Here is an 18,007-nt window from a genome sequence, read left to right as displayed (position 1 = left end):
CCGACTACCCTGGAAGGTCGATCCATCCCCCGGGGCAGGAGTGAAATGGCCGTCAACCTGGTCAATGTCGAGAACGTCAGCAAGGTGTACGGCACCCGTGCCCTGCTGGACGGCGTCTCGCTCGGTGTGTCCGAGGGGGACCGGATCGGCGTCGTCGGGCGCAACGGCGACGGCAAGACCACCCTCATCCGGATGCTCGCCAAGCTGGAGGAGGCCGACACCGGGCGTGTCACCCACTCCGGCGGGCTGCGGCTCGGCGTGCTCACCCAGCACGACTCGCTCGACCCCGCCGCCACCGTCCGGCACGAGGTCATCGGCGACATGGCCGACCACGAGTGGGCGGGCAACGCCAAGGTCAGGGACGTGCTGACCGGGCTGTTCGGCGGACTCGACCTGCCCGGCTTCCCCAAGGGCCTCGACACCGTCATCGGACCGCTCTCCGGTGGCGAGCGCCGCCGTATCGCGCTCGCCAAGCTGCTCATCGAGGAGCAGGACCTGCTCGTCCTCGACGAGCCCACCAACCACCTCGACGTCGAGGGCATCGCCTGGCTCGCCACGCACCTGCGCAACCGGCGCTCGGCGCTGGTCTGCGTCACCCACGACCGGTGGTTCCTGGACCAGGTCTGCACCCGCATGTGGGACGTGCAGCGCGGCGACGTCTACGAGTACGAGGGCGGCTACTCCGACTACGTCTTCGCCCGCGCTGAGCGCGAGCGGATCGCCGCCACCGAAGAGGCCAAGCGGCAGAACCTCATCCGCAAGGAGCTGGCCTGGCTGCGCCGCGGCGCGCCCGCCCGCACCTCCAAGCCGCGCTTCCGCGTCGAGGCCGCCAACGAGCTGATCGCCGACGTGCCGCCGCCCCGCGACAGCAGCGAGCTGATGAAGTTCGCCTCCTCCCGGCTCGGCAAGACCGTCTTCGACCTCGAGGACATCACCGTCCAGGCCGGACCGAAGGTGCTGCTCAAGCACGTCACCTGGCAGCTCGGTCCCGGCGACCGGATCGGCCTCGTCGGCGTCAACGGCGCCGGCAAGACCTCCCTGCTGCGGGCGATGGCGCAGGCGGCCCGCACCGAGGGCGAGGCGCAGCCGGCCGGCGGCCGGGTCGCCGTGGGCCGGACCGTCAAGCTCGCCTACCTCTCCCAGGAGGTGGCCGAACTCGACCCCGCCCTGCGGGTCCTGGAGGCCGTGCAGCAGGTACGGGAGCGCGTCGACCTCGGCAAGGGCCGCGAGATGACCGCAGGTCAGCTCTGCGAGACGTTCGGCTTCAACAAGGAGAAGCAGTGGACGCCGGTCGGTGACCTCTCCGGTGGCGAGCGCCGGCGGCTCCAGCTGCTGCGCCTGCTCATGGACGAGCCCAACGTCCTCTTCCTCGACGAGCCCACCAACGACCTCGACATCGAGACCCTCACCCAGCTCGAAGACGTCCTCGACGGCTGGCCGGGCTCGATGATCGTCATCTCCCACGACCGGTTCTTCGTGGAGCGCACCACGGACCGGGTGTTCGCCCTCCTCGGCGACGGCGCCCTGCGGATGCTGCCGCGCGGCATCGACGAGTACCTGGAGCGGCGACAGCGGATGGAGGAGGCGGTCGCCGCGCAGGCCGCCGCCGCGGCCCCGCGTCCGGCCACCACCGAGAGGAGCGCCGCCGACCAGCGCGCCGCCAAGAAGGAACTCCAGAAGATCGAGCGCCAGTTGGACAAGGTCTCCGAGAAGGAGGCCAAGCTGCACGCCCAGATCGCCGAGAACGCCACCGACTTCGCGAAGGTGGCGGAACTGGACGCCCAGCTGAGGGACTTGGGCGCCGAGCGGGAGGAACTGGAGATGCGCTGGCTGGAACTGGCGGAGGACGCCTGACCTCGCACGCGGCACGCGCAGGGGGCGCGCGCGTCGCGTGAAGGGGGCGTGAAGGCGCGTAACGAGGGCATCACGGGCCGGTTCGCCCTTGGGAACAGGGGAGGGCACGGCCCCGTCCGCTGTCGGCACCGGGTGATAGAAAGAGCCGTCTGAGAACAGTCTGAGTACGACCCAGGGTCCGTGAGCGAACCTCAGGGCGTGGCTAAAAATCAGTGAACGAGGGGGAAGAGCGCTGATGACCCAGCCGCCCGACCAGCCGCCGCAGGGCGGTTTCGGAGCACCGCAGGACCAGCCGCCGCAGGGTGGTGGATACGGCGCCCCGCAGCCGCCGCCCCCGCCGCCGGCGCAGCCGCCCCAGGCACCGGCCCAGCCTCCGCAGCCCCAGCCCGGCTACGGCTATCCCCAACAGCCCGGCCCCTACGCCCAGCCGGGCCCGTACGGGGCGCCCGGCGCCCCCGCACCCGGCCCCTACGGCCAGCCGCAGCAGCCCGGTCCGTACGGCCAGCCGCAGCCCGGCCCGTACGGACCGCAGCCCGGCTACGGCTACCCGCAGCAGCCGCCGTACCCCGGCGCCCCCGGCACCGCGCCCGGCGGGGCCCCGTTCGGCGGCAAGCCGCCGGCCAAGGGCCGGACCGCGCTGATCATCGGTGCCGCGGCGGCCGCGCTGCTCGTCATCGGCGGCACCGTCTACGCCGTGACCAGCGGCGGCAATGACGACGACGGGAAGAAGACGCCGGTCGCCGGAAAGAGCGACGACGGCAAGCAGTCCTCCTCCACCGCGTCCGTCGACCCCGGTGACGGCAGCGGCAACGGCGGCGCCGACCCGGACAACCTCAACGAGGGCCGCAAGCCCGGCGAGGCGAAGGTGCTCTGGTACAAGAGCGCGCCCGACGCCCCCGGTTCCGGCGCCGACGCCCCCGGCATGTGGATCTCCGGCGGCACGGCGGTGAAGGCGGCGTACAAGCAGGTCTTCGCCTACGACGCCGGCACCGGCCGCGCGGCCTGGGACCCCATCACGTTCCCGCAGAAGATCTGCGCCGTCACCGCGCAGAAGTCGGCGGACGACAAGATCGTCGTGGCGTACATGAGCGGTGTCAGCGACCGCGCCAAGTGCAACCAGCTCCAGCAGATCGACCTGGGCACCGGCAAGAAGGGCTGGAGCGCCGAGGTCGCCGACGGCGCGCTGTTCGACAGCGCCATCAGCATCGAGCTGACGGTCAGCGGCAAGACGCTGATGGTCGGCCGCTCGCAGTCGGGCACGGCGTACGACATCGACAACGGCCACAAGCTGTACGACAAGCAGAAGTACGGCTCGGCCTGCTTCCCGACCGCGTTCGCGGGCGGCGCGGGCCGGCTGGTCCAGGTGGCCTCCTGCGGCGCCGGCACCAGCAACGAGCACGACGAGATCCGGGAGCTGAACCCGGCCGACGGCAAGGTCAAGTGGACGCAGCCGGTCAAGAAGGGCTGGCGGGTCGCGCGTACCTACTCCCTGAACCCGCTCGTGGTCTACCTGACCAACCAGGACAAGAAGGCGTGGAACATCTCCACCTTCACCGCGGCCGGCAAGTTCAGGTCCGAGGTCAAGGTGAACGAGAAGTTCGCGCCGCAGTGCGGCTGGGCGATCCTCGCCCGCGACCTGCAGGGCTGCCAGGGCGTCGCCGTCGACGGCGACACGCTCTACCTGCCCACCGACACGACGAGCGGCGCCAACGAGATCGTCGCCATCGGCCTCGCCGACGGCAAGGAGAAGTGGCGGGTCAAGTCGCCGACGGACGAGTCGATGGCCCCGGTGAAGACCGAGGGCGGCAGGCTCATCGCGTACGTGCGGCCGTCGTACGACGCGGGCGGCCAGGTCGTGTCGATCCCGACCACGGGCGGCTCGCACCGGCCCACCAAGCTGCTGCAGAACCCCGCGGGCACCGCGACGATCGAGAACGGCTTCTTCAGCTCGGCCGTGGACTGGGCCGGCGGACGCTTCTTCATCTCCACCACCCGGCTCAACGGCAACGACGAATCGAAGGAGAAGCTGATGATGGCGTTCGGCAAGTGAGTCCGGGCCCGGCTTCCGGCCGCCCGCTCCCTTCTCCGCTCCCTCTTCGTTCTCCGCTCCCTCTCCTTCGTCCCCCTTCTCCCGGGCCGTCCGGCCCGGAGAGCGTCACCGAGGTACCCCAGTCATGAGCCAGCCGCCCCCGCCGCCACCCAACCAGCCGCCCAACCAGCCGCCGCAGGGCGGCTTCGGGCCGCCCCAGGGCCAGCCTCCCGCGGCCCCGCCCACCCCGCCGGCTCCCCAGCCCGGTTACGGCTACCCGCAGCAGCCCCAGCCCGGCTACGGGCCGCCGCAGCCCCAGCCGCCGCAGCCCGGATACGGCTATCCGCAGGCGCCCCAGCCGGCGCAGCCCGGCTACGGCCGGCCGCAGGTCCCGCAGCCGCCCCAGCCGCAGCCCGGGTACGGCTACCCGGGCGCGCCGCAGAACCCGTACGCCCAGCAGCAGCCCTACGGTTACCCGACCGCGCCCATGGCGCCCGCGCAGGGCGGCGGCGGCAGGAGCACGACCACCTTCGTCATCGTCGCCGCGGCACTCGTCGTGATCGCCCTGATCGTCGGCGGCGGTGTCTGGTACGCCAAGTCCTCCGGCGACGACGGGAAGAAGGACGACACCGCGCACTCCACCGGCGGCGCGGGCGGCAAGGACGGCTCCGGGGGCACGACCGCCGGCGGCAAGGAGAAGGCGCCGGCGGACCCCGCCGCGAAGGTGCTCTTCCAGGCCCCGATGCCCAAGACCTCCGACACCGTCGTCACCGCGGGCTCCTGGCTCACCGACCAGGTGTACGCCAAGAGCGGGATCGCGCAGATCGTCGGCTACGACCCGGTCAAGGGCACCAAGCTGTGGACGGTCGAGCTGCCGGGCCCGGTGTGCACGGCCGCCAAGCACGTGACGGAGGACGGCAGGACGGCGATCGTCTTCCAGCCGAAGATGCCCGCCAAGAACTCCAGCGCGGGCTGCAGCCAGGTCGCCGCCATCGACCTCGCCAAGGGCACCAAGCTGTGGACCAAGACGGTCAAGAACGCTGACAGCACGATCAACCTGGACAACGTGACGGTCGCCCAGCACACCGTCGCGGTCGGCAGCACCAACGGCGGTGCCGCGTTCGACATCGACTCCGGCAAGGCGCTGTGGCAGCCGAAGCCCGGGGACACCTGCTACGACGCCGGCTACGGCGGCGGCGCCAAGCTGGTCGCGATGCGCAAGTGCGGCAGCTACGGCGACCGCCAGCTCCACGTCCAGACCATCGACCCGGCCTCCGGGAAGGTGATCTCCGACTACAAGATGGCCTCCGGCATCGAGTACGCCAGCATCGTCTCCACCGACCCGCTGGTGGTGGCCGCCGACGTCGGCGACAGCGCCGGTGACGGCAGCGGCATCTCCGACTACTTCTCCATCGACGGCAAGACCGGCAAGCTGCTGGCCCGTATCTCGGCGCCCGGCGACACCTACGCCGGCCGCTGCGACGGCATCACCCGCATCGAGGACTGCCGGGAGGTCGTCGCCGGGGGCGGCAAGCTGTACGTGCCGACCGAGGAGCACGACGGCACCGGCAAGTACAGCAAGACCAACGAGGTCGTCGCCTTCGACCTGGCCACCGGCAAGGAGACCGGCCAGCGCGCCGAGGCAGGCGACGGCTACCTGCTCTCCCCGCTGCGCATGGACGGCGGCAACCTGATCGCCTACAAGCGCCCGCCGTACGACAAGGGCGGGCAGGTCGTCAGCATCGACGGGGGCTCCTTCAAGGCGACCGAGCTGCTGGAGAACCCGGCCGCGCAGGACGTGCGGCAGGCGGAGACCACGATGCTCCCCGACTACGCGGAGATCCTTTTCGGGCGGGGCCGGCTGTACATGTCGTCCGTGTACGCGCACAAGGCCTCGTCCTACGGCAAGGAGTACCTGCTGCTCGCGTTCGGCGCGGGCGGCTGACCGCACGCCCCGTGGTGCTTCAGGGCGCCCGGGGTGAATGCCAGGGATTACCAGGGAGTGCCCCGGATTTCATCGATCCGGGGCACTTCTCCTTCATAGGGGCAGCGCGACGTCGAACAAGCGTGTAGCTTCCGGGGGCATGAAGGGCGGGGTGCCGGGGGGCCCTCTGTCGTGGTGCGCGGTGGGCGTCCATAGTGGGGCATCCATGGGGGGACTGGGGGTTGCTGCATGGGAGTGCGGCTCATGGTCGTCGACGACCATCGCCTGCTCGCGGAGGCGCTGGCGTCGGCGTTGAAGCTGCGCGGGCACCGGGTGCTCGCGGCGGCGGCGCCGGCCGCGGGCGCGGCGGATCTGGTGATCACGCGGGCGCCGGAGGTGTGCCTGCTGGGCACGGCCGCGCCGGCCGAGCCGGGGGCGTTCGACCCGGTGGTGAAGATCAAGCGGGAGCGGCCGCAGGTGGCGGTGCTGGTGCTCGGCCCGGTGCCGTCGCCGCGGGGGATCGCGGCGGCCTTCGCGGCCGGCGCGTCGGGGTACGTGCGGCACGACGAGCGGATCGAGGGGGTCGAGCGGGCCATCATGAAGGCCCGGGCCGGTGAGGCGGCGGTGGCCCCGCAGCTGTTGCAGGGCGCTTTCGGCGAGCTGCTCAACCCGGCGGCCCAGCCCGACGACGAGGGGCAGCGGCTGCTGCGGATGCTCACCCCGCGGGAGGTGGAGGTACTGGTCAGGGTCGCCGAGGGGGAGGACACCCGGCTGATCGCCGCCGGCATGGGGATCGCTCCCAGCACGGCGCGCACGCACGTCCAGCGGGTCCTGATGAAGCTGGGGGTGGGCTCCCGGCTCGAGGCGGCGGCACTGGCGGCCCGGACCGGCCTGCTGGACCGCGCGGGACCGCCGCCGGCGGGGCCGGAGTCGTAAGGACCCCGCCCCGCCGCGCGGCCGGCGCGTTCCCGGCCGGTGTTACGCCTTCTCCCCCGGCTCCTCGGGCAGCCCCTCGCGGGGCAGCGGCGGCGGGGTCGGCCGCAGCTTCAGCCAGGCCAGGAAGAAGATGCCGAGGAGCAGCATGCCGATGCCTGTCCACAGGTTGATGTTGACGCCCTGGGCCTTGTCGATGGCGGCCTGGGAGTCGGTGATGCCGGTGATCGTGACGATGACGCCGTAGACCACGAACAGGCCGCCGATGATGCGGCGCAGGTCGAACAGGCGGGCGGCCGTCTCGGACCTGCCCTCCAGGTCGGTGACTTCGCGCTGGACGTCGTCCTCGGAGAAATGGAACCGCTCGGGCTCGCGGTCGGAGTGCTCGGTCATGGTTTCCTCATCCTCCCGCGGTCAGAACGAGAACGGGATGTAGCAGGCGGCGGCCAGGACGATCGCGCCCCAGCCGAGCAGGGCGGGCTTGCGGTACCAGGCGTCGTCGCCCGCGGCGGGCGGTTCGGCCATGCCGGGGGAGCGGGTGCCGTACACCAGACCCCGCAGTTCCTGTTCCGGCTTCGGCCTGGTGAACAGGGACACGATGAACATCACGACGGCGCCGGCGACGAAGCCCGCGATCGCCGAGACGAAGTTGGCGCCCTGGTCGGTGGGGATCGAGATGATGCCCTTCTTGTAGAGCACGAAGTAGTTGACCATCGCGGTCACGGTGCCCGCGAGCAGCCCCCAGAAGCCGGACTTGGCCGAGGCCCGCTTCCAGAACATGCCGACGATGAACACCACGAACATCGGCACGTTGAAGAAGGAGAACAGGGTCTGCAGGTAGGACATGATGTTCGAGAACGAGGAGGCCAGGAAGGCGGTGCCGACGGAGGCGCACACGCCGATGGCGGTGATCAGGCGGCCGAAGCGGACGTAGTAGCCGTCCTCGCGGCCGCGCACCACGTACTTGGCCCAGATGTCGTTGGTGAACACGGTGTTGAAGGACGACACGTTGGCCGCCATGCCGGCCATGAAGGCGGCCAGCAGACCGGTGACCGCGATGCCGAGCACGCCGTTGGGCAGCAGTTCCTGCATCAGGAACGGGATGGCGTCGTTGTACTGGTATCCGGAGCCGGTGGTGCCGAACCGGGGGATGATCGCGGCGGCGACCAGGCCCGGGATCATCACCAGGAAGACGATGAAGATCTTCGGGTAGGCGGCGATCAGCGGGGTCCGCTGCCCGGCGGAGAGGTTCTTGGCGGACAGGGCGCGCTGCACCTCGGCGAAGTTGGTGGTCCAGTAGCCGAAGGAGAGCACGAAGCCGAGGCCGAGGACGATGGTCAGCCAGTTGGCGCCGAGCGGGTTGCCGCTGCCGATGCCGGTGCCACCCCAGGCCGTGGTGAAGTCGGCGCCGTGGGTGGCGGTGAGCTTGTCGGTCAGCCCGCCCCAGCCGCCGACCTTCTGCAGGCCGAGGATGGTGATCGGGATGAGGGCGGCCAGGATCACGAAGAACTGCAGCACCTCGTTGTAGATCGCCGAGGACAGGCCGCCCAGCGTGATGTACGCCAGCACGAAGGCGCCGGCGACGACGATGGCCACCCACTGCGGCCAGCCGAGCAGGGCCTCGACGACGATCGCCAGGGCGTAGAGGTTGACGCCGGCGATGAGGATGGCCGCGAAGGCGAACAGGATCGAACTGAGCAGGTGGGCGCCCCGGTCGAAGCGCAGCAGCAGGAACTCGGGGACCGAGCGCACCTTGCTGCCGTAGTAGAAGGGCATCATCACCAGGCCCAGGAAGACCATGGCCGGGATGGCGCCGATCCAGTACCAGTGCACGGTGTAGGCACCGTACTGGGCGCTGTTCGCCGCCATGCCCAGGATCTCGGTGGCCGCCAGGTTGGCGGAGATGAAGGCGAGGCCGGTGATCCAGGCGGGCAGCGAGCGTCCGGAGAGGAAGAAGTCGAGGCTGGTCTTCACCGAGCGGCGGGCCGCGAAGCCGATGCCGAGCACGACGACGAAGTAGATCGCCAGGATCGTGTAGTCCAGCCAGTTGGTGGGGAGCCGTAGCTCCGCCGCCAGGTAGGTGGGGGCATGTGTGGGGGTTTGCATGAAGAACTCGCTTCGTCGCGCGAACTGATCCAGAGCGGAACCTACGCCGCCGCGTTCAGATATTGAACAGTTCTGATGGTGTTCTTTGTTTGATTGTGATCGTCCAGGGTGTTGTCGAGTTGTGATCTGTTATGTTTGATTGTGTTGAGTGATTGGGTGCGGGACGTAGAGGAGTCCGGCGTTGAAGAAGACCTCGACACGGCTGGCCGACGGACGTGAGCTGATCTACTACGACCTCCGGGACGACACCGTGCGCACCGCCGCCGACCGTCGCCCGCTGGACCGTACGGTCACCACGTCGGAGATCCGCCGTGACGTGCTGCTCGGCGACTCGGTCGCCATCGCCTCCCACCGGCAGGGCCGCACCTACCACCCGCCGGCCGACGAGTGCCCGCTCTGCCCGACCCAGGGCGAGCGCCTGAGCGAGATCCCCGACTCCTCGTACGACGTCGTCGTCTTCGAGAACCGCTTCCCCTCGCTCGCCGGCGACTCCGGCCGCTGCGAGGTCGTCTGCTTCACCTCCGACCACGACGCGTCCTTCGCCGACCTGACCGGGGAACAGGCCCGGCTGGTGCTGGACGCGTGGACGGACCGCACGTCGGAACTGTCTCATCTGCCCTCCGTCGAGCAGGTGTTCTGCTTCGAGAACCGCGGTGAGGAGATCGGGGTGACGCTGGGTCACCCGCACGGCCAGATCTACGCCTACCCCTTCACCACCCCCCGCACCGCGCTGATGCTCCGCTCGATCGCCGCGCACAAGGAGGCCACCGGCGGGGAGAACCTGTTCGACGCCGTCCTGCGCCGGGAGACGGCCGACCGCCGGGTCGTCCTTGAGGGTGAACACTGGGTGGCCTTCGTGCCCTACGCCGCCCACTGGCCGTACGAGGTGCACCTCTATCCCCGGCGCCGGGTGCCCGACCTGCTCGCGCTCGACGAGGCGGCACGCACAGAGTTCCCCCAGGTCTATCTGGAACTCTTGAGGCGCTTCGACCGGATCTTCGCCGCTGGTGACGGTGACGCAGGACAGGGCGCGGCGGACGGGCCCCGCACGCCGTACATCGCGGCCTGGCACCAGGCCCCGTTCGGCGCGCTGGAGGAGTTCGACGGGGTCACCCGGGACGACTTCGCCCTGCACCTCGAGCTTTTCACCATCCGACGTACTTCCGGCAAGCTGAAGTTTCTCGCGGGTTCCGAGTCCGGCATGAACGTGTTCATCAACGACGTGCCGCCGGAGCGCGCGGCCGAGCGACTGCGAGAGGTAGCGAGTTCATGAAGTACCTGGTGACGGGTGGCGCGGGTTACGTCGGGAGTGTCGTGTCCCAGCACCTGCTGGAGGCCGGCCACGAGGTCACCGTCCTCGACAACCTCTCGACCGGCTTCCGCGCGGGCGTCCCGGCCGGCGCCGCCTTCGTCGAGGGCGACATCCGCGACGCCGCCAAGTGGCTCGACGCCTCCTACGACGGCGTGCTGCACTTCGCCGCGTCCTCCCAGGTCGGGGAGTCGGTGGCGAAGCCGGAGAAGTACTGGGACAACAACGTCGGCGGCAGCATGGCCCTGCTCGGCGCGATGCGCGAGGCGGGCGTGCGCAAGCTGGTCTTCTCCTCCACGGCGGCCACCTACGGCGAGCCCGAGCAGGTCCCCATCGTCGAGACCGCCCCCACCGCCCCGACCAGCCCCTACGGCGCCACCAAGCTGGCCGTCGACCACATGATCACCGGCGAGGCGGCCGCCCACGGCCTGGCCGCGGTGTCCCTGCGCTACTTCAACGTCGCGGGTGCCTACGGCCGTTGCGGCGAGCGCCACGACCCCGAGTCGCACCTCATCCCGCTGGTCCTCCAGGTCGCCCAGGGCCGCCGCGAGGCGATCTCCGTCTACGGCGACGACTACCCGACCCCGGACGGCACCTGCGTCCGCGACTACATCCACGTCGCGGACCTGGCCGAGGCCCACCTGCTGGCCCTGACGGCGGCCCGCCCGGGCGAGCACCTGATCTGCAACCTCGGCAACGGCAGCGGCTTCTCCGTCCGCGAGGTCGTCGACACCGTCCGCAAGGTCACCGGGCACCCGATCCCGGAAGTGGTGGCCCCGCGCCGCGGCGGCGACCCGGCCGTCCTCGTCGCGGCCGCCGGCACGGCCCGCGAGAAGCTGGGCTGGAACCCGTCCCGCGCGGATCTCGCGGGGATCGTCGCGGACGCGTGGGAGTTCGCGCAGAGCATCGCGAAGGAGCACTAGTGGGGGCACAGCAGGTCCAGGAGCGCTTCGCCGAGCTGTACGGGGCGCGACCCGAGGGAGTGTGGGCGGCGCCGGGCAGGGTCAACCTGATCGGCGAGCACACCGACTACAACGACGGCTTCGTGATGCCGTTCGCCCTGCCGCACCAGGCCACCGCGGCGGTCTCCCGCCGCACCGACGGCATGCTGCGCCTGCACTCGGCGGACGTCGGGGACACGGTCGTGGAACTGCGCCTGGACTCCCTCGCCCCGGGCAGCGACCGGGACTGGACGGCCTACCCGGCCGGCGTGGTCTGGGCCCTGCGCGAGGCCGGGCACCCGGTCACCGGCGCCGACGTCCACCTCGCCTCGACGGTCCCGACCGGCGCGGGCCTGTCCTCCTCGGCCGCCCTCGAGGTCGTGATCGCCCTCGCCCTCGACGACCTGTTCGACCTGGGACTCCAGCGGTGGCAACTGGCCCGCCTGTGCCAGCGCGCCGAGAACGTCTACGTCGGCGCGCCCACCGGCATCATGGACCAGACGGCCTCGGCCTGCTGCACCGAGGGCCACGCCCTCTTCCTCGACACCCGGGACCTGTCCCAGCGGCAGATCCCCTTCGACCTCGCCGCCGAGGGCCTTCGCCTGCTGGTGGTCGACACCCAGGTCAAGCACGCCCACAGCGGCGGCGAGTACGGCAGGCGCCGGGCCGGCTGCGAGAAGGGCGCCGCCCTGCTCGGCGTCGACGCCCTGCGCGACATCCCCTACGACGGCCTCGACGCGGCCCTGGCCCGGCTCGGCGACGAGGAGGAGGTCGCCCGCCTGGTCCGGCACGTCGTCACCGAGGACCGGCGGGTGGAGCGGGTGGTGTCCCTCCTGCACGCCGGCGAGACCCGCGCCATCGGCCCGGTCCTGACCGAGGGCCACGCCTCCCTGCGCGACGACTTCCGCATCTCCTGCCCCGAGCTCGACCTGGCCGTGGACACCGCCCTGTCCCACGGCGCCCTCGGCGCCCGGATGACCGGCGGCGGCTTCGGCGGCTCCGCGATCGTCCTGGCCGAGGTGACCGACGTGAACACCCTGACCAAGGCGATCGAGGAAGCCTTCACGGCAGCGTCCTACGCCACCCCCCGCGTCTTCGAGGCGGTGCCTTCGGCGGGGGCGCGGCGGGTGGTCTGACGTTGCGTTGGTCTGGTCGGCCCCGTCCGCCTGTACGGGGCCGACGACTTTTCACGGGAGGCGGGCCGGATGGACGCCGACGCGATTCGGTCCCGCTTCGACGGGCGGGGCCAGGTCGAGTTGCAGGTCGGAGGGGGACAGCGGGCGCCGGCCGAGGCGATCGCGCGTGCGCTCGGCTACGAACTGGTCTCCGTCGAGCAGCGGGGCGGCAGACCGATCAACCTCGGTGCCATCGACCTGCGCACGGCGCGCAGCTACCGGCTGGTGTTTCGGCGCGACGACGACCCCCGGGCCCGGCGCCGGGCCGAGCTGACCATCGAGCGGCTGCGGGCCGGCGGCCCGGTCCTCACGGACGACGAGCTGCTGCCGCCCCCACCGCCGCCCTCGCCCCCACCGCCCTTCGTCCCCCGCCCGCCCCAGCCGCGGCCGCGGCGGTCGTGGGAGCCTCAGCCGCCACCGCCGGTGGGACCGTCGCGGCCCAGGATCCCGCCGCGGCCGGCCTACCCGCCTGCGCCCGCTCCGCCCCCGCCGCTGACGCCCCCTCCGCCGTCACCGCCGGAGGAGTGAGCGCTCGTCAGGCCAGGCGCTTCGTCAGGGTGTACTCCGTGATGCCCGGGGGGTAGTCGGGGATCACGCACACCACGTCGTAGCCCTGCTTGGTGTAGAAGGACGGGGCCTGGAAGTCCCAGGTCTCCAGGCGGGACGCGGTGCAGCCGCGGGTGGTGCGGGCGATGCGTTCGGCGCGGGCGAGCAGGTGGGCGCCCAGACCCGCGCCGCGGTGGCGGGCGTCGACCCACAGGTAGGTGACGTGCAGCCAGGTCGCCCAGGTGTGGCCGACCAGACCGCCGGCCAGATCACCCGCGGGGTCCAGCGCCCAGACGTGGAGGGGGACTTCGCGTTCGCCGGGCGTGCCGCGCAGGGACGCCAGGACGGGGGACGCCGCCGTGTTGGTGTCCCGCAGCCGCGAGCGGAGCAGATCACGTCGGCCTTTGTCGACTTCCGCCTCAATACGAAACATGCGGCACACCATAAACGTGCCGGACGGCCAGTTCTGTAAATCGCCTTCCGCTCCCTGCCGCCATCCGTACTCTGATGAGCAGCACCGGTGGGGGCCGGTGCTGATCAGGGGGCGAGACAGGCGGGTACGGCGCCCGCGGTGGGGGTAGCAGTTTCCGCAACGGCGGCGGCCGTGTGCGGTCGGGCGTTCCTTCCGCGGGTGTCGTGTCCGCGCGCGTCGTCGTTCTCCGGACCTTGGCTATCCCCTGCTCCTCGAGGAGCCCGGGGAAGGGGGTTTCGTGGTTCGCATCCGAGTTCTGGTCGTCGACGACCACCGCATCTTCGCCGAGTCGCTGGCCGCGGCACTGGCCGCCGAGCCCGACGTCGACGTCTCCGCCGCGGGCAGCGGCCCGGCCGCGCTGCGCTGTCTGGAGCGCGCGGCCACCGAGGGCCGCCGCTACGACGTCCTGCTCGTCGACGCCGACCTCGGCGGCAACCTGCCCGGCGCCCGCCCGGCCGTCCCGGTGCAGGAGGGCAACGAGGAGGGCCTGGTGGACGGGATCTCCCTGGTCGCCGGCGTCCGCTCGACCCAGCCCACGGTGCGCACGGTGGTCATCGCCGAGAAGGACGACCCCCGCCGCGCGGCCCTCGCGCTGGGGGCCGGCGCCTCCGGCTGGGTCGCCAAGGACAGCTCGCTGTCCCGGCTGCTGACGGTGATCCGGGGGGTGCTGCGCGACGAGACCCATCTGCCGCCCGCCCTGCTCACCGGCGTCCTCAAGGAGCTGACGGCCGCGCGCAAGCACCGGACCGAGAGCGAGCGGCTGGTGGAGTCGCTGACCCCGCGCGAGCGCGAGGTGCTGCGCTGCATGGTCGCGGGTCTGGGCCGCAAGGCCGTCGCCGAACGGCTGTTCCTCTCCCCGCACACCGTGCGCACCCACATGCAGAACGTCCTCGGCAAGCTGGGCGTGCACTCGACCCTGGCCGCCGTGGCGCTCGCGCGCCGGGCCGGCGTGGGCCCGGCCGCCCTAACCGGGGATGTTGTCGAACGGGGCGGTCAGCTGGCGTAGCAGCGCCGCCAGTTCGGCGCGCTGGGCGCGGGACAGCTCGGCGAGGATCGCCCGCTCCTGGTCCAGCAGGCCCGCCAGCGCCTGGTCCGCGCGTTCCTGCCCGGTCCCGGTCAGCCGGACCAGCACGCCCCGCCGGTCACTGGGATCGGGCAGCCGCTCGACCAGGCCCTTCTTGGCGAGCCGGTCGATCCGGTTGGTCATCGTGCCCGAGGTGACCAGCGTCTGGGTGAGCAGCTGCCCGGGCGAGAGCTGGTACGGCGTCCCCGCGCGCCGCAGCGCGGTCAGCACGTCGAACTCCCAGGGCTCCAACCGGTGCTCGGCGAAGGCGAGCCGTCGCGCCCGGTCCAGGTGCCGGGCCAGCCTGCTCACCCGGCTGAGCACCTCGAGCGGGTCCACGTCGAGGTCCGGGCGCTCCCGGCGCCACGCTGCGACCAGCCGATCGACCTCGTCCTCCATGGGGATCAGTGTAGTGGTTGTGTCGACATGAAGTCTCTTGATCTCAAGTCTCTTGACATCGAGAGAAATGCCCGGGGAGAGTAGACCCATGACGCACACCAACCCCACCTGGGACCCCGCCCAGTACCTCCGCCACGCCGGCCACCGCGCCCGCCCCTTCACCGACCTCCTCGCCCGCATCCCCGGCCTCCCCGCCGACCGCCCCCGCATCGCCGACCTCGGCTGCGGCCCCGGCAACGTCACCGTCCTGCTCACCCAGCGCTGGCCCGCCGCCCACGTCACCGGCCACGACAACTCACCCGCGATGCTCGACCGCGCCCACACCGAACACGAGGGCCCCACCTCCGGTGGCGGCCACCTCGACTTCGCCCACGCCGACGTCGCCACCTGGACGCCCGCCGAGCCGTACGACCTGATCGTCTCCAACGCCACCCTGCACTGGGTCCCCAACCACGCCGACCGCTTCGCCGACTGGATCGCCGGACTGCGCCCCGGCGGCACCTTCGCCTTCCAGGTCCCCGACAACATCGACGCCCCGCTGCACGCCCTCATGCGCGAACTGGCCGCCACCCCCCGCTGGCAGCCCCTCCTCGGCGACGTGCTGCGCCCCACCGACTCCGTGCACACACCCGACGTCTACCTGGACCGCCTCGCCCGCCTCGGCTGCGCGACCGACGTGTGGCAGACGACGTACCTCCACGTCCTCCAGGGAGAGGACCCCGTCCTCGACTGGGTCAAGGGCACCGGCCTGCGGCCCGCCCTCACCGCGCTCGCCGACGACCCCGAGGCCCGCGACGCCTTCGTCACCGAATACCGGGACCTGCTGCGCCGCGCCTACCCGAGTGCCCCCTACGGCACCGTCATGCCGTTCCGCCGGCTGTTCGCCGTCGCCACCAAGGAGGCGTGAGGATGCTCGCCGCCCTCGACCACGTACAGCTCGCCGCACCGCCCGGCACGGAGGACGCGCTGCGGGCGTTCTACACCGGCGCCCTCGGCATGACCGAGATCCCCAAGCCACCCGCACTCGCCGCACGGGGCGGATGCTGGTTCCGGGCCGGAGCCGTACACCTCCACCTGGGCGCCGAACACGACTTCCGGCCCGCGAAGAAGGCCCATCCCGGGCTGCGGGTGACCGGCATCGACGCCCTGGCCGCCCGGGTCACCGCCCACGGTGCCCCGGTGACCTGGGACGACGACCTGCCCGGCCACCGCCGCTTCTACTCCGAGGACCCCGTCGGCAACCGGCTGGAGTTCCTCCAGCCGCACTGACTGGCGCCGCACTGGGTGCAGCCGCACCGCATCAGCTCTTGCGGTGCCCGATCAGGCGCGGCTTCTGCTCCAGCCCGTCCAGACCGTGCCACGCCAGGTTCACCAGATGCGCCGCGACCTCCGCCTTCCGCGGCCGGCGCACGTCCAGCCACCACTGCCCCGTCAGCGCGACCATGCCCACCAGGGCCTGCGCGTACAACGGGGCCAGCTTCGGGTCGAAGCCACGGCTCTTGAACTCACGCCCCAGGATGTCCTCCACCTGGGTGGCGATGTCGGAGATCAGCGAGGCGAACGACCCCGTGGACTGCGGGATGGGCGAGTCCCGCACCAGGATGCGGAAACCGTCCGTGTACTCCTCGATGTAGTCCAGCAGCGCGAAGGCCGCCTGCTCGCACAGCTCACGCGGGTGACCCGCGGTCAGCGAGCCGGTCACCATGTCCAGCAGCCGCCGCATCTCGCGGTCCACCACCACCGCGTACAGGCCCTCCTTGCCGCCGAAGTGCTCGTACACCACCGGCTTGGACACCCCGGCCTTCGCCGCGATCTCCTCCACCGACGTGCCCTCGAAGCCCTTCGCCGCGAAGAGCGTGCGACCGATCTCCAGCAGCTGCTGGCGGCGCTCCGCACCGGTCATACGCGTCCGGCGGGTCCGCCGCTGCTTGTCATTTCCGGGATTGCTGCTGGGATCGGTCGCCACGGCGTCAATCATGCCGCTTCAGCGGCCTCTTTCCGGCGCCGGGAGCCGTCTTCGCCGGTGTGACGACGCGAATCGATACGCGAGCGTGACGGCCAGCGCACGTCGTACGCCCAGCCCAGCAGCTCGAACCAGCGGATGAAACGCGCCGAGGAGTCGATCTGCCCGCGCATCACCCCGTGCCGGGCCGACGTCGGGTCCGCGTGGTGCAGGTTGTGCCAGGACTCCCCGCACGACAGCACCGCCAGCCACCACACGTTGCCCGAGCGGTCCCGCGACTTGAACGGCCGCTTGCCCACCGCGTGACAGATCGAGTTGATCGACCACGTCACGTGGTGCAGCAGCGCCACCCGGACGAGTGAACCCCAGAAGAGCGCGGTGAACGCGCCCCACCACGACATCGTGACCAGCCCGCCGATCAGCGGCGGCAGCAGCAGCGACACCGCAGTCCACAGCACGAACTGCCGGGAGATCGCCCGGATCGCACCGTCCTTGATCAGATCCGGCGCGTACTTGTCCTGCGGCGTCTGCTCCTCGTCGAACATCCACGCGATGTGCGCCCACCACAGGCCCTTCAGCAGCGCGGGCACCGTCTCCCCGAACCGCCACGGCGAATGCGGATCACCCTCCGCGTCGGAGAACTTGTGGTGCCTGCGGTGGTCCGCCACCCAGCGCACCAGTGGGCCCTCGACCGCCAGCGACCCCATGATCGCCAGAGCGATCCGCAGCGGCCGCTTCGCCTTGAACGAGCCATGGGTGAAGTACCGGTGGAAACCGATCGTGATGCCGTGGCACCCCAGGAAGTAGAAGAACACCAGCAGGCCCAGATCGAGCCAGCTCACCCCCCAGCCCCAGGCCAGCGGCACGGCCGCCACCAGCGCCAGGAACGGCACGGTGATGAACAGGAGCAGCGTGATCTGCTCGATCGAACGCTTCTGCTCGCCGCCCAGCGTGGCGGAAGGGGTGGAGGTGTCGTTGGCCGAACGGGCTTCGTCGATCACATCGGAACTTGACGTCATGCGCGTCCCCTGTGGGGTCGAGGGTAGAGACAGATACCGGGGCCGCCGGAACCGGACGGGCCGCGAAGCGGTGCGTTCCCTACGGTTCCGTAACCTACGGCAACGTAAGTATGGCAGCGTGCCGCCCTGCGGCAAGAGCCCGAGAGCCTGCGCGTCCCCATGGACACCTATCCTTGGAGTCGGTCGGACAGCGCGGTCCGCTCTGATTCCTTCCCGGATCATCCGGCCAGTAAGCGGCGCCCGCCGCCCGGTGGACGGATGCCCCGGGTTCCCT

Annotated in this window: 17 protein-coding genes; 11 read left to right on the top strand and 6 right to left on the bottom strand. The window is 71.3% G+C overall.

All coding sequences use genetic code 11. The features are described 5' to 3' along the window. Positions 1-45: 45 nt before the first annotated feature. From PV343_RS18925 to PV343_RS18910, 4 genes are all read left to right on the top strand, one after another. Entirely contained in the window at positions 46-1,854 is a 1,809-nt protein-coding gene (locus PV343_RS18925; protein ID WP_319148112.1) for an ABC-F family ATP-binding cassette domain-containing protein, read from the top strand. A 235-nt stretch (positions 1,855-2,089) separates the two neighbouring features. Beyond that, positions 2,090-3,904: a PQQ-binding-like beta-propeller repeat protein gene (locus PV343_RS18920; RefSeq protein ID WP_319148111.1), complete on the top strand. Its 1,815-nt coding sequence runs from the start codon at positions 2,090-2,092 to the stop codon at positions 3,902-3,904. A 124-nt stretch (positions 3,905-4,028) separates the two neighbouring features. Continuing rightward, entirely contained in the window at positions 4,029-5,828 is a 1,800-nt protein-coding gene (locus tag PV343_RS18915) for a PQQ-binding-like beta-propeller repeat protein (protein WP_319148109.1), read from the top strand. A 228-nt stretch (positions 5,829-6,056) separates the two neighbouring features. Beyond that, the gene (locus PV343_RS18910) at positions 6,057-6,743 is read left to right on the top strand and encodes a helix-turn-helix transcriptional regulator (RefSeq protein WP_319148108.1); all 687 of its coding nucleotides are present in this window, start codon (positions 6,057-6,059) and stop codon (positions 6,741-6,743) included. A 42-nt stretch (positions 6,744-6,785) separates the two neighbouring features. On the opposite strand, the gene PV343_RS18905 is transcribed toward PV343_RS18910, so the two are convergent. Both PV343_RS18905 and PV343_RS18900 read right to left on the bottom strand, forming a co-directional pair. Further along, positions 6,786-7,133, bottom strand: coding sequence for a hypothetical protein (locus tag PV343_RS18905; RefSeq protein ID WP_319148106.1), 348 nt, complete (start codon positions 7,131-7,133; stop codon positions 6,786-6,788). A 21-nt stretch (positions 7,134-7,154) separates the two neighbouring features. Then, positions 7,155-8,846, bottom strand: coding sequence for a sodium:solute symporter family protein (locus PV343_RS18900; protein ID WP_319148104.1), 1,692 nt, complete (start codon positions 8,844-8,846; stop codon positions 7,155-7,157). A 181-nt stretch (positions 8,847-9,027) separates the two neighbouring features. Here PV343_RS18900 and galT point away from each other — a divergent pair, with 181 nt between their 5' ends. The 4 genes from galT (at position 9,028) to PV343_RS18880 (ending at position 12,799) form a co-directional block, all read left to right on the top strand. Continuing rightward, complete coding sequence (galT, locus tag PV343_RS18895; protein ID WP_319148103.1) at positions 9,028-10,119, top strand: galactose-1-phosphate uridylyltransferase; 1,092 nt, start codon at positions 9,028-9,030, stop codon at positions 10,117-10,119. Continuing rightward, a complete protein-coding gene (galE, locus tag PV343_RS18890; protein ID WP_319148101.1) occupies positions 10,116-11,078 on the top strand; it encodes a UDP-glucose 4-epimerase GalE in 963 nt (320 codons plus the stop codon). The genes galT and galE overlap by 4 nt, the downstream gene beginning before the upstream one ends. Further along, a complete protein-coding gene (gene galK / locus PV343_RS18885) occupies positions 11,078-12,232 on the top strand; it encodes a galactokinase (RefSeq protein ID WP_319148100.1) in 1,155 nt (384 codons plus the stop codon). The genes galE and galK overlap by 1 nt, the downstream gene beginning before the upstream one ends. A gap of 69 nt (positions 12,233-12,301) precedes the next feature. Next, positions 12,302-12,799 (top strand): hypothetical protein, encoded by a 498-nt coding sequence (locus tag PV343_RS18880; protein WP_319148099.1) that lies wholly within the window; start codon positions 12,302-12,304, stop codon positions 12,797-12,799. A 7-nt stretch (positions 12,800-12,806) separates the two neighbouring features. Here the strand turns inward: PV343_RS18880 and PV343_RS18875 are convergent, their stop codons facing one another. Continuing rightward, entirely contained in the window at positions 12,807-13,262 is a 456-nt protein-coding gene (locus PV343_RS18875) for a GNAT family N-acetyltransferase (RefSeq protein ID WP_319148098.1), read from the bottom strand. Between the two features lie 265 nt (positions 13,263-13,527). On the opposite strand from PV343_RS18875, the gene PV343_RS18870 reads away from it, so the two are divergent. Continuing rightward, positions 13,528-14,295, top strand: coding sequence for a response regulator transcription factor (locus tag PV343_RS18870; RefSeq protein ID WP_319148097.1), 768 nt, complete (start codon positions 13,528-13,530; stop codon positions 14,293-14,295). Here the strand turns inward: PV343_RS18870 and PV343_RS18865 are convergent. Further along, positions 14,254-14,751, bottom strand: coding sequence for a MarR family winged helix-turn-helix transcriptional regulator (locus PV343_RS18865; protein WP_319148096.1), 498 nt, complete (start codon positions 14,749-14,751; stop codon positions 14,254-14,256). The two genes, PV343_RS18870 and PV343_RS18865, sit on opposite strands and share 42 nt — an antisense overlap. Positions 14,752-14,839: 88 nt before the next feature. On the opposite strand from PV343_RS18865, the gene PV343_RS18860 reads away from it, so the two are divergent. Continuing rightward, on the top strand, positions 14,840-15,658 hold the full coding sequence (locus PV343_RS18860) for a trans-aconitate 2-methyltransferase (protein WP_319148095.1): 819 nt from the start codon (positions 14,840-14,842) through the stop codon (positions 15,656-15,658). A 2-nt stretch (positions 15,659-15,660) separates the two neighbouring features. Beyond that, positions 15,661-16,020, top strand: a complete 360-nt coding sequence (locus PV343_RS18855; RefSeq protein WP_319148219.1) for a VOC family protein — start codon at positions 15,661-15,663, stop codon at positions 16,018-16,020. A gap of 31 nt (positions 16,021-16,051) precedes the next feature. Here PV343_RS18855 and PV343_RS18850 read toward each other — a convergent pair whose 3' ends face one another. Beyond that, entirely contained in the window at positions 16,052-16,729 is a 678-nt protein-coding gene (locus PV343_RS18850; protein WP_043475731.1) for a TetR/AcrR family transcriptional regulator, read from the bottom strand. After that, positions 16,726-17,733 (bottom strand): acyl-CoA desaturase, encoded by a 1,008-nt coding sequence (locus PV343_RS18845; RefSeq protein WP_319148094.1) that lies wholly within the window; start codon positions 17,731-17,733, stop codon positions 16,726-16,728. The genes PV343_RS18850 and PV343_RS18845 overlap by 4 nt, the downstream gene beginning before the upstream one ends. Between the last annotated feature and the right edge of the window lie 274 nt (positions 17,734-18,007).

Origin of the sequence: Streptomyces sp. WI03-4A (assembly GCF_033792105.1) — a bacterium.
Lineage (GTDB): Bacteria > Actinomycetota > Actinomycetes > Streptomycetales > Streptomycetaceae > Streptomyces > Streptomyces collinus_A.
Note: the sequence above shows the minus strand (reverse complement) of the source record. Positions and strands in the feature narration are given on the sequence as shown.